The sequence below is a fragment of the Arenibacter hampyeongensis genome (assembly GCF_002909255.1).
GTDB lineage: Bacteria > Bacteroidota > Bacteroidia > Flavobacteriales > Flavobacteriaceae > Arenibacter > Arenibacter hampyeongensis.
Window position 1 is genome coordinate 24701 of the sequence record NZ_PIOB01000011.1, and the last position, 12602, is coordinate 37302.

General features: G+C 39.0%; 11 protein-coding genes. 6 read left to right on the forward strand and 5 right to left on the reverse strand.

Translation table 11 applies throughout. The annotated features are described in order from the left end of the window. Positions 1–546: 546 nt before the first annotated feature. Positions 547–1188, reverse strand: a complete 642-nt coding sequence (locus CWD91_RS19610; protein ID WP_103442683.1) for an O-methyltransferase — start codon at positions 1186–1188, stop codon at positions 547–549. Between the two features lie 41 nt (positions 1189–1229). Here CWD91_RS19610 and CWD91_RS19615 point away from each other — a divergent pair, with 41 nt between their 5' ends. From CWD91_RS19615 to CWD91_RS19625, 3 genes are all read left to right on the forward strand, one after another. After that, positions 1230–1694: a GNAT family N-acetyltransferase gene (locus CWD91_RS19615; protein WP_103442684.1), complete on the forward strand. Its 465-nt coding sequence runs from the start codon at positions 1230–1232 to the stop codon at positions 1692–1694. Between the two features lie 66 nt (positions 1695–1760). Next, on the forward strand, positions 1761–3032 hold the full coding sequence (kynU, locus tag CWD91_RS19620; RefSeq protein WP_103442685.1) for a kynureninase: 1272 nt from the start codon (positions 1761–1763) through the stop codon (positions 3030–3032). A 30-nt stretch (positions 3033–3062) separates the two neighbouring features. After that, positions 3063–4211 (forward strand): MFS transporter, encoded by a 1149-nt coding sequence (locus tag CWD91_RS19625; RefSeq protein ID WP_103442686.1) that lies wholly within the window; start codon positions 3063–3065, stop codon positions 4209–4211. Between the two features lie 12 nt (positions 4212–4223). On the opposite strand, the gene CWD91_RS19630 is transcribed toward CWD91_RS19625, so the two are convergent. Then, positions 4224–4910: a hypothetical protein gene (locus tag CWD91_RS19630; RefSeq protein ID WP_103442770.1), complete on the reverse strand. Its 687-nt coding sequence runs from the start codon at positions 4908–4910 to the stop codon at positions 4224–4226. Between the two features lie 281 nt (positions 4911–5191). On the opposite strand from CWD91_RS19630, the gene CWD91_RS19635 reads away from it, so the two are divergent. After that, on the forward strand, positions 5192–5740 hold the full coding sequence (locus tag CWD91_RS19635) for a ClpP family protease (RefSeq protein ID WP_103442687.1): 549 nt from the start codon (positions 5192–5194) through the stop codon (positions 5738–5740). A 319-nt stretch (positions 5741–6059) separates the two neighbouring features. Next, complete coding sequence (locus tag CWD91_RS19640; RefSeq protein WP_103442688.1) at positions 6060–7400, forward strand: FAD-dependent oxidoreductase; 1341 nt, start codon at positions 6060–6062, stop codon at positions 7398–7400. 73 nt (positions 7401–7473) lie between these two features. Here CWD91_RS19640 and CWD91_RS19645 read toward each other — a convergent pair whose 3' ends face one another. Continuing rightward, positions 7474–8253, reverse strand: a complete 780-nt coding sequence (locus CWD91_RS19645) for a zinc ribbon domain-containing protein (RefSeq protein WP_103442689.1) — start codon at positions 8251–8253, stop codon at positions 7474–7476. Between the two features lie 2 nt (positions 8254–8255). Continuing rightward, entirely contained in the window at positions 8256–9350 is a 1095-nt protein-coding gene (locus CWD91_RS19650) for a Nif3-like dinuclear metal center hexameric protein (RefSeq protein ID WP_103442690.1), read from the reverse strand. Positions 9351–9399: 49 nt separating this feature from the next. Here CWD91_RS19650 and lpxK point away from each other — a divergent pair, with 49 nt between their 5' ends. Continuing rightward, complete coding sequence (lpxK, locus tag CWD91_RS19655) at positions 9400–10404, forward strand: tetraacyldisaccharide 4'-kinase (RefSeq protein WP_103442691.1); 1005 nt, start codon at positions 9400–9402, stop codon at positions 10402–10404. On the opposite strand, the gene CWD91_RS19660 is transcribed toward lpxK, so the two are convergent. Continuing rightward, entirely contained in the window at positions 10401–12599 is a 2199-nt protein-coding gene (locus tag CWD91_RS19660) for a tetratricopeptide repeat-containing hybrid sensor histidine kinase/response regulator (protein ID WP_239985879.1), read from the reverse strand. The genes lpxK and CWD91_RS19660 overlap by 4 nt on opposite strands. Positions 12600–12602 lie beyond the last annotated feature (3 nt).

The following is a 12602-nucleotide window of genomic DNA, read 5'->3' on the forward strand; positions in this document are numbered from 1 at the left end:
CATTTCGACCTTAGGGAGAAATCACACAAGTAGCTCATACTGAACTTGAATTGAGCAATCAACTATTGGGCTAAGAATACAGACTGATTTAGTGGCTGTCCAAAATTAATCTTGTGCGACTTCTCGTCGTCCCGAAAAGGGACTTTGTCGAAGTGACTGTGGTAGTCATTTGGACCTTAGGGAGAAATCCCACATGTATCTCATACTGAACTTGAATTGAGCAATCAACTATTGGGCTAACAATACAGACTGATTTAGTGGCTGTCCAAAATTAATCTTGTGCGACTTCTCGTCGTCCCGAAAAGGGACTCTGTCGAAGTGACTGTGATAGTCATTTCGACCTTAGGGAGAAATCACACAAGTAGCTCATACAGAACTTGAATTGAACAATCAACTATTGATCTAACAACACAGATTGATTGGTGGCTGTCCAAAACTGATCTTGTGCGACTTCTCGTCGTCCCGAAAAGAGACTCTGTCGAAGTGACTCCACGGTCATGAAAACGTTACAGCACTAAAGGACTGGAAATTATACAAACTACCGGATTATAACACCCTACTAAGTGTTAGTCCGTCCCTTATTGGAATAAGCACGGTTTCTACCCTAGGGTCATCTTTTAATTTTTTGTTGTATTCCAATAAAATTTTTGTAGCCTTGTCCTTGGGGTCCAAAGGCTCCACCACTTTTCCGGACCAAAGCACGTTATCCGATAAAATAACACTTCCGGGACGACATTTTTTTAAGGCGGCTTCAAAATAGTGGTCGTAACTTACCTTTTCGGCATCAATAAAAACGAGATCAAACACAACCTCTAGGTCGGGTATAATTTTAAGTGCATCACCGGTATGTTGTACAATTTGTTTTCCAAAACCACTTTCATCAAAATACCGCCTTTGCATGGCAAGTAGTTCTTCATTGATATCTATGGTGTGCAAAGTTCCCTCTTTTTGTAAACCTTCAGCCAGACATAAGGCAGAGTAACCCGTATAGGTGCCTATTTCCAAAATATTTTCGGGATTCATTATTTTGGACAAAAGGCTTAATACACGGCCTTGAAAATGTCCGGTAATCATTCTGGGCTGAATTACCTTTAAGTGGGTCTCCCGCGTAAGTCTTTGAAGTAATTCCGGTTCCGATTGCGAATGGTCTGCAATATATTGTTCTAAAATAGTGGATAAAAAATGCATGGGTTATACTTTGTATATTTAGGCCTTCAAATATAGTAATCATGCAACAATTTGTGGTAAGAATGGCCACTTTGGCCGATTTAAAAACGCTGTTGTCCTTTGAGCAGGAAATTATTCGTGCCGAAAGGCCTTTTGATGAAACTTTGGACAAGGATCCGATAAGTTATTATGATCTTAAGCAATTGATCTTATCCCAGGAGGCTGAGGTGATGGTGGCTGAGGTAAATCACAGTATTATCGGCTCCGGCTATGCCTTAATTAGGGATGCAAAGCCCTATTTGGACCATGAAAAATATACCTATCTAGGGTTTATGTATACCCATGAAAGCCATCGGGGTAGGGGTATTAATAAGGCCATTGTTGAATCCTTGGTCCAGTGGTCCAAATCCAGAGGTATCCATGAAATAAGACTTACAGTTTACAATGACAACCTACCCGCTATTAGGGCCTATGAGAAAGTGGGTTTTAAAAAGCATATTTTGGAAATGAGGGTAAATGGGGAATGATGAAATTATAGAATTGGTCTATTTGCTTTCTATCTGTAAGTTGTATTTTAGCATAAAAATTAGGATATGGAATTTCAAAATTCGTTAGCGTTTGCCCAGCAATTGGATGCGGTTGATTCCCTTGGGAAATACCGTGACGAATTCCATTTCCCGAAGGTTAAGGGCAAGGATGTAATTTATTTTACCGGGAATTCCTTGGGGCTACAACCCAAACGAACCCAAAAGTTTGTGGATGATATCATGAACGATTGGAAAGACTTGGCTGTAGAGGGTCATTTCCATGCAGAGAAGTCCTGGTGGGATTATCACGAACGCTTGGCAGCGCCATTGGCAAAAGTAGTAGGAGCAAAGCCAGAAGAGGTTTCTGTGATGAATACCTTAACCGTAAACCTGCATATGCTCATGGTCTCATTTTACAGGCCCAACGAGAAAAGATTTAAAATTATTTGTGAGGAAAAAGCATTTCCATCCGATCAATATATGTTGAAAAGTCAGGTCAAATTCCATGGTTTTGATCCTGAAAAGGCCATTGTAGAGGTAAGGAAAAGACCAGGTGAGAATTTCTGGCATACCCAAGATGTCATTGATAAAATTAATGAGGTTGGAGATGAACTGGCACTTGTATTGATAGGTGGTGTAAATTACTATAACGGTCAGGTCTTTGATATGGAGGCCATTACAAAATCGGCCAAAAGCCATAATGCTTTCGTAGGCTGGGATTTGGCCCACGGGGTTGGGAATGTTGCCCTAAAACTTCATGACTGGGGAGTAGACTTTGCTGCCTGGTGCAGCTATAAATATATGAATAGCGGTCCCGGGAATGCCTCGGGCATTTTTATACATGAGCAATATCTCAATAGGAGCGATATTCCCCGCTTTGAAGGCTGGTGGGGAACAAAGAAAGACACTAGATTTTTAATGAAGCCTGATTTTGAACCCATGGAAAATGCCGATGCCTGGCAGGTAAGCAATCCTCCGGTACTTTCACTTGCCCCATATTTGGCCTCTTTGGAAATGTTCAATGAGGTAGGTATGGAGTCACTGATTGCGAAAAGAAAGCTCATTGTATCCTATCTGGAATTTATTCTTCAGGAGATAGATAAGGAGACCGACGGTTCGTTTGAAATTATCACACCTGAAGATCGTGGTTGTCAGCTCTCTGTTTTTTTACATGGACATGGTAAGGACCTGTTTAATTATTTAATGGAAAACGGAGTTGTAACAGATTGGAGGGAGCCCAATGTAATTCGTTTGGCACCGGCGCCTTTTTATTGTTCCTTTGCGGATATGTACAATTTTGGTCAAGTTTTAAAATCCGGAATTCAGTCCAAGGGCTAGGTTTTTAATCCTCTTACTGCTACACTATTTATGAAGTCACTTCGTCTTATTCTCTCCAATCCTAGATATTTTGCACCTTCTTGGGTATTTGCCAGCATTAATATTTTATTTGGTACCTGGGCCATCTATATACCCACGGTCAAGGAGAAATTGGGAATAGATAAGGCAGATTTGGGGATTGCCATCTTTTTTCTGTCCTTGGGCGTATTCGTCATATTTCCGGTTGCTGCCAAAATTATTAATTGGCTGGGGGTGGGAAAGGCTACTTGGTATGGGATACTTTTTAGTTGTTTGGCCGCCCTGCTACCTTTGTTGGCTCCTAATTATTATTCCTTGATGGCAGCTCTTTTTTTATTGGGAGCCAGTAATGGTATTACGGATATAGCCATGAACACCCTGGTTACAGAAATTGAAAAGGAAGATCAACAGAACTTTATGTCGGCCTCGCATGGTTTTTTTAGCCTTGGGGGTGTGTTTGCCGGATTGGGCAGCTTTTTGATATTTACAATCAATAATCCTGCCTTGCATATGCTATACGCTGTTGTTTTGGTATTTGTAATAAATTATATTTTCCATAAACATTATAAGCATATTGTAGCGGCGCCCGTGGAGAAGGAACCATTCAGTCTAAAATTGTTTAAACCGCTCTTGGTACTGGGAATTGTATCATTCATAGTGATGGGTGGTGAAGGGGCCATTGTGGATTGGAGTGGGCTGTATTTGCAGGAGATTAGTATGGCTCCGGAAACACTGATCGGAACGGGGTTTTTGGCTTTTTCCGTTATGATGACTTTGGGCAGGTTTCTGGGAGATAGTATAAGTGCCTCTATAGGTTCCATTAAAATTGTGGCCTTGGGGGCTTCAATTGCGATAATAGGATTTCTTTTTGTTCTAGCTGCACATACTTATATGGCTATTGCCGGATTTGCTTTAATAGGACTGGGCTTTTCGGTAATTATTCCAGAACTTTTTAGGATAGGCGGTACGGTAAAGGGGGTAGATTCCTCACAAGGAGTTTCCTTTATAGCCGGTACAGGCTATTCCGGTTTCTTGTTGGGCCCAGTGGTCCTTGGATTTGTGGCCGAAAGTTATTCCTTAAAGAACACCTTTGTAATATTATTGATATGCGCCTTTTTAGTACTTGGCGCCACCTATGGTCTGTATAGGAGAAGGAGATAGATGCTGAAAACTTTATGGGTTTTTTGAGGTTACTTTGATGTTGGTAAAGTACAGCTTAAAACTCCCATCTTCATTTTTGTGCATTTCTGCAATTTTGAGGCCATTTATATCCACATAATTCTCCCAGGTCGTAGTCAAGGATGGCTCTGGTTGATTTGATTTTCTAAATACCCATTCCTTAATCATATAATCACTTCCAAAATAAAAATCGTAGGCATCTCCAGGAGTGTAGCCTCCCTCGTTACCATAAACTATGGTCAATTTTTGCATAGGATTTTTACTGATAGGGGCAGGTACATCGCTTTGATGGTCATAGGTGATATTATCTTTGTCCCAGGCTAGATTAAAAGGAGCCATGAGCCAATATTTGTCATTAATAAATCCTCCATTCACTTTCGTAGCCGTACTGTCCATGTTGGCCCGGTTGTAAGAAATAGTATCCCCCTTGTTAATGGATTTAATGTCGTTGGTTATGGTATTCCACACCCAGCTGCGTTCGGAATGGCTGTCAGCACGATCAACATTGAAAGTAAAGGCAATTTCCTTTACATTTCTGAACTGATCAAAGCCATGAGCATTGGCAACCTTATCCAAAATGGAAATGTCCGTTTTTAGATCGGCCACCTTTGTTTTATTATCGGTTTTGCAGGATGTAAGGAACAAAGTAAGGCACAAAATTATTAGTAGTGGTTTTTTCATTTTTGGTTTTTTTTCTAACATAAAGATAATAGGTTTTTGGCAGAATAGTTGGGAATGCCCAATTACATTTTTGATTTTTATAAAGATCGGTTTACGACGAAGTAAGGTCGTCAATTTTATGTTGCATATACAACATTGATAATCCCTTCATTATTTATCAATCTTTCGCAAATTCAGTGTCCATGTTTAGGTGCCAATAAATTGAATCTCCCCTACAACAATTTACCTGCCATAATTCGTAATAAATTCATTATTTTTGAAACTTAATAAGAAATTAAAAAATGAGTTCAAAAAAAGGAAAGATACAAGAAGCAATAGACGAAAAACTGTTGGGCGAAAGAAAAGTATTTTTATGGGGAATGGTAGATGATGATACCGCCAAGCATGTAATTGATCGTTTATTGTATTTGGATATGCAAAACCACAAAGAAATTCAATTGTATATAAATAGTCCGGGGGGTTATGTTACTTCTGGTTTTGCCATGTACGACACCATTAAATCATTAAAGAGTCCGGTTTCTACGATCTGCTCTGGATTGGCAGCTTCAATGGGCTCTATTTTGTTGTCCGTAGGGGAGAAGGGAAGACGCTTTATTCAGCCCCATGCCCAGGTAATGATCCATCAACCTAGTGGTGGCGCCAGGGGACAGGCTTCCAATATAGAGATCCAGGCAAAGGAGATAATCAAGACACGTGAACTTAGTGCTAAAATATTGGCAGAGAATTGCGGTCAGGATTTTGAAAAAGTAATGAAGGATTTCGATAGGGATTATTGGATGAACGCTGAAGAGTCCATAACCTACGGTATAGTAGACGGAATTTTGGAATAAGCGCTCGCTGTTTGTAAATAATATTTTTATTCTAAATTATATATAAAAGGAAAAGTCCTTCACAAACTTAATGTGAAGGACTTTTTTATATATGGACGCCTAAGCGGTATGTGTTTTATATACGTATAAAACCTAAGGTTTGGATGTCGTGGAACTTAAAAAACCAAAAAAAAAGAGTTTTTGCTTGGTGGGCTATGCTGTAGGGTGTGGAAATATGACGATTGCAGGTGTTTTGTGATGATATTGCATCTATTTTAATCAAGTAACTTTATTTTACTACATTTATTACTTAACAATTACTTTTTCTATTTGCATTAGTATGACACAAACTCCTAAAAAAATTGCCATAATCGGTTCGGGATTGGTAGGATCTTTATTGGCAATTTACCTTCGGAAGTTAGGACACCGCATAACGGTATATGATCGTAGACCAGATATAAGAAATATTGAATTTTCAGGGAGATCCATAAACTTGGCTATGAGCAATAGGGGCTGGACGGCCCTAAGGGAGGTGGGTATTGAGGATGAGGTGAAGAAAATTGCAATTCCTTTGGACAAGCGCGCTATTCATCTTGCCGGGGAACCGGAGTATTATCAAAAATATGGAAAGGATGGGGAAGCCATCTGGTCTATTTCACGGGGTATATTAAATCGTAGAATGATCGATCTTGCCGAAGAGGCAGGGGTCGATTTTCATTTTGAAGAAAAGGTGTGGGACGTTGACCTGCCCGAAGGAAAAATATATACGGGCGCAACGGAAAAAGGGGAGTGGAAAGAGTACGACTACGACATTGTTTTTGGCTGCGACGGGGCTTTTTCGCGAGTTAGGCACAAAATGCAGCGCCGTAGTAGATTTAATTACCATCAAGAATTTATAGATGTGGGCTACAAGGAACTTACTATACCTGCAAATGATGATGGTACCCATAAATTGGACAAACATTCGTTTCATATCTGGCCAAGAGGAAAGTTTATGTTCATTGCCATGCCGAATATGGATGGAAGTTTTACATGTACCTTGTTCCTTCCTTTTGAGGGGGAGGTTTCCTTTGAGAAAATAAACACCAAGGAAGAGGCCAAAGGTTTCTTTAATACTTATTTTCCCGATGTTGCCCCGGTCATTGAAGACCTGACAACAGATTTCTTTAAAAATCCGACTAGTGCGTTGGTAACCATAAAATGCTATCCATGGACCTACTGGGATAAAGTGGCACTGGTGGGCGACTCCGCCCATGCCATTGTGCCGTTTTACGGGCAGGGAATGAATGCTGGTTTTGAGGATATATATGCCTTGAATAAGATTATTGCCGAATTCGGGGATGAATGGGAGCAAATTTTTAGTACCTACCAGACAGAACGTAAGCCTAATGCGGATGCCATAGCGGAACTTAGTTACAGGAATTTTGTGGAGATGAGCAGTATGACGGCCGACCCTAGTTTTATACTACAGAAAAAGATTGAAAAGCGTTTTGCCAAAAAATATCCTGATAAATGGATACCGGCCTATTCCAGGGTTACGTTTTCTGATAAGCCCTATGTAGAGGCCTTGGCCAATGGCGATGCGCAGGAAAAGATAATGAAACAAATAATGCAAATTCCCAATATAGAGGAAATATGGGATACTGAAGAAGTGGATCTGAAAATCCTAAGTCTTTTGTAGGATCCGATGTGATGTATGAAAAAAAATAAAGCCATCCTTAAGGATGGCTTTATTTTTTAGTCAACTGCTTATTCTATAATTTAGAGAACAGTTTTTGCATTTTTTCTTGTTCCTCTTCGGCCAAAACAGGGTCTACTAAAATTCGTCCACTGTGTTCGTCGCTAATAATCTTTTTGCGGGAAGCAATCTCTACCTGTACCTGTGGTGGAATTGTAAAGAAAGAACCGCCTGAAGCGCCTCTTTCAATTGGAACTACTGCCAATCCATTTTTTACATTATTACGGATTCTATTGTAGGCCTTTACCAGGCGCTCCTCAATTTGGGATTGGAATTCTTCCGATTTTTTCAAGAGAGCTTTTTCTTCTTTCTCCGTTTCAGCCAAAATAGCGTTCAACTCACTTTTCTTGTGCTTAAGGTGTGATTCCCTTTCGCCCAAACGTTCTTTGGTAGAAGCTATAACTTCTTTTTTCTGATCTATCTGGGCCTTGAACTCCTTTATATTCTTTTCAGCCAATTGAATTTCAAGTTCCTGGAACTCTACTTCCTTGGTCAATGAATTAAATTCTCTGCTGTTACGGACATTCTTTTGTTGTTCCGCGTATTTTTTGATCAAGGTTTTGGCTTCATCAATAAGATTTTTCTTGGCACCAATTTCGTAGTTAATGGTTTCAAGATCGGTTTTAAGCTTATCCATTCTTGTTTTAAGGCCAAGTACCTCGTCTTCCAAATCTTCTACTTCTAGAGGAAGTTCTCCTCTAACATTTCTTATCTCATCAACTCTAGAATCAATTAATTGCAAATCATATAGTGCTCTTAACTTTTCTTCTACCGTTGCTTCTGTCTTTGTTGCCATATTTAAAAATACTTGATGGGATTTGTTTTGCTCTCCGATAAAGAGATTGCAAAATTAGGAATTTTTTTCGTAAGATAATCAACTAAGAGATTTTTTGTAAACTGCTCTGTTTCATAGTGCCCAATATCCGCCAAAAGTATTTTGCCTTCAGCTTCATAGAATTGATGGTATTTTAGGTCTGAAGTCACAAAAACGTCAGCGTTGGCGGACATTGCCGATGAAATGGCAAAAGAACCACTTCCTCCCAAAACAGCAACTTTTCTTATTTTTTTTCCTAAAAAAGCGGAGTGTCTAATACAGGAAACATTCATTTTTTTCTTTAGAAATTCAAAAAATTCCTCTTCACCAATGGATTTTTCTAGATTTCCCACCATGCCCATGCCTATATTTTGGTTTTTATTTTCCAAAGTTTGAACTTCGTAGGCGACCTCTTCATATGGATGGTTGCCAAAAAGTGCGGCAAGAACTTTTGGTTCATTTGCCTTGGCGTAGGTAACGCTTATTTGGGATTCGTTCTCATAATGTGTTTCTCCAATTTTACCCATATGAGGATTCGCTCCCGTATTGGCCTGGTAACTTCCAATGCCATCCATACTAAAACTACAATTGCTATAATTGCCTATATTTCCAGCCCCAGCTCCAAATAGAGCTGTTTTAAGGGTATTTTCATGCTCTTTGGGAACATAGGTGGTCAATTTTTTAATGGTACCGGTCTGCGGGATTAAAATGCTTGTGTTTTTTAGGCCCAATACTTCGCATATTTTGGCATTCACGCCTTTATTGCTATTATCCAAAGCGGTATGCATACTATAAATGGCAATATCGTGCTGAATGGCCTTGATAACTACCCTTTGGACATAATTGGCACCCGTAATTTTCTTTAGACCACCAAAAATAATAGGGTGAAAACTAACGATTAGATTACATTTCTTCACTATGGCCTCATCCACTACATTTTCTAAAGTGTCCAATGTTACCAGGATACCTCTTACCTCATTATTTGCATTCCCTACCAATAGTCCAACATTGTCAAAATCTTCGGCATAATTCAGTGGCGCCAACTCTTCAAGGGTATCGATAACTTGTTTTATGATCATTTTTCAATTTTATGGTCTTCCAAAGATAAAATATTATATTTTCGTTCTAATGCAGCTATTAAGAAAATTAGGTTTTCCCATATCACTGATATACGCAATGGTCGTATACCTGCGTAATTATTTCTATGATATTGGCGTTTTTTCTTCCAGATCGTATTCTACCAAAACCATATGTGTAGGCAACCTTAGTGTTGGCGGTACCGGAAAGACCCCAATGATAGAGTTTTTGATCTCCCAGATAGGGGAGCAATGTAAAATAGCGGTATTGAGTAGGGGGTATGGGAGAAGGTCAAAATGGTATTTGTTGGCCGAGCCTGGGATTAGTGTGGAGAGCCTAGGGGACGAACCCTATCAGATCTATAAAAAATTTCCAAATGCCTTTGTTGCGGTCGATGCCGATCGGCAACATGGAATTGCTACTTTGGAGAAGACCATTGGCCCCGATGTTATTTTGTTGGATGATGCCTTTCAGCATAGAAAAGTAAGATGTGACCATTATGTACTGTTGACCTCCTACGCTAATTTGTATGTTGATGATTGGTATTTGCCCACCGGTAATCTTCGGGACAGCAAACGGGAAGCCAAACGGGCGAATATTATAGTTGTTACCAAATGCCCGCCAGATTTGTCTGCCATGGAACAAAAGGACATTGTGGAAAAATTAGGTCCCACTCCAAGCCAGAAGGTTATTTTTAGCTATTTGGATTATGATATTGACCTAAAAGGTGATGCTGGACAGTTAAGTCTGTCCCAGATGAAGAATAAAAAAGTGACTTTAGTGACAGGGATAGCCAATCCAAAGCCATTGGTAAGTTTTCTTACGGATCAAGGAATTGTCCTTGAACATTTGGCCTATCAGGACCATCATTTTTTCTCGGATAAGGAAATAGTTATGTTCAATTCAAAGGAAATAATACTTACCACTGAAAAGGATTATGTACGGCTGGAAGGCAAAATAAAAAACCTACTTTATATTGGGATAAGGCACAAATTTTTGAATGAGGGGGAAAAGGTATTGGTGAATTTGCTAAATGATAGCCTATCTAATCCTTAGGCTTCAATTTTTTTTTTAATATCAAAAATGTTCTCTCCTATTTTAGCATAGAATACCTCTGGTTTAAAAGGTTTGGTAACCACATCATTACATCCTGCGGCATAAAAACTTTCCAAACTGTCATCCAAGGAAATCGCGGTAAGTGCAATTATAGGGACCAATCTATTAAATTTTCTTATTTCTATAGTGGCTTCTTCCCCACTAATACCAGGCATATGGATATCCATTAAAATACAGTCGTAATCTGTTTTTCTGACCATGGCCACTGCTTCCAATCCATTGTTGGCAATATCACAGGTAATTTCCTTTTTGCTCAACATTTTCTTGGTAATTACTTGGTTGATTTTATTGTCTTCCACAATCAATATGTGTAGCCCGGCAAATTCGTATTCCACTTCGGTAATTTCGAATGGGATATCATCAATAAGATCATCCTTGCTTTTTAAATCCACCTCAAAGAAAAAGGAACTTCCTTTGCCCAATTCGCTCTTCAGCTGAATTTTACTTCCAAATAGCCCTAACAAACTTTTTACAATGGTCAATCCTAGACCAGTACCTCCGTATTCCCTGTTAATTTGGATAGAACCTTGTTCAAAGCTATCAAAAATAGTAAGCTGGCGTTCTGGGTCTATTCCAATTCCATTATCCTTCACTTCAAAATAAATGGTCAAATTCTCATCTTCTTTTCTCGCAAGTTTAGCGATAACTGTCACTTGGCCGTCCCTAGTGAATTTTATACCATTGCCAATAAGGTTTATGAATATTTGGGAAAGTTTTAATGGGTCACCCAATAAGTGGGAAGGAATATCCTCATCAAACTCCAATACAATTTTTGTTTTGTTCGCTTTCGCACTCTGATTCAATGAATTAATGACTTCCGAAAGTACCTTTTTAAGGTTGAAATCGATTTGAAGTGCTTCCAATTTGTCCGCATCTATTTTATTGATCTGAAGGATGTCGTTAATGAAATTCAATAGGTAGTCCCCGGAAAATTTTAAAGATTTTAAATGTTCTTTTTGGGCTTCACTTGGGTTCTCCTCCAGTAATAAATGGGTTAGACCGGTTACTGCGTAAAGCGGTGTTCGCAATTCATGGCTTACCGTGGACAAAAAGTTGGTTTTGGCCTCCATAGCCATTACCGCTGCATCCCTTGCTGTTTGCAACTCATTGTTCTTGGTATGTAATAAATCGTTGGTCTTAAGCTTAATTTGGTTGTTTCTATAAAGTGAAATGGCCAATATGGAAATGACTATTAAAAAGGCAGCTGTTAAAATAGCGGTTATTTCAGTTCTATTTTTGGATTGATTAAGTTCTTCGATCTTAGCTTCCTGCCTACCAATTTCATCGCGCATAAAATTGGTTTGAATCTCATCCGCTGTTTTGGTTTCTGCTAACGTTTTTTCAATAGTAAAGATAGAATCCTTAATATTCACTATGTTTTTATTGTAAAACAGTGCTGATTCAAATAGTCCTAATTTTGCATTGGAGATGGTGAGTAGCTGGTTGGCTTCCAATCTTTCAAGATAAAAGTTATTCGCCTTGGCCAATTTTAAGGCACTCTCTGCATTTTTAATGCTCTCCTCGTAATTTTCAGTTCTAAAATAAACTTCGGCCAATCTGATATGGGACTTGGCTGCCAGATATTCCTTTTCATAAATGTCCGTATTAACGGCCAATGCATTGAAATTCTTTGTGGCACTCTCATATTTTTCCAGGTTTAGAAAAATATTTCCCTCAACAAAAAGGATATTATTCAGTAAATTCCGGTCATTGTTTATTTGTTTGGCCTCATTGAGCATGGATATGGCCAGGAAGTTTTTGCCATCCCGATAGGAAATAATGGCGTCTATGTACTTGTGTGTTGCCTCGCCGTAGGGGTAGGAAATATCCTTTAAAAGGGATTTTGATCTATCTGCGTAATATTCTGCACTATCGTCCTTTCCCAATCTTAAATATAAAACGGCAAATTTGTGATAGGTGTCTATAAGTGCCTTTTGGTCGTTGTTCTTGAAGGCAATTTCCATAGCCGTATTCAAGTCCTCAAGAGCTGGCTCAATTTTGTTTTTATTGCCCAATTCCCTTGCTTTGTCAAAATAATATTCTATATCTGTTTCAGCTGCTTTGGTTGCTTGGGAATAGGAATGGCTATAGTAAAAAAACAATAGAACTGCTAGGAACCATAATTTTTTGTTCAAATT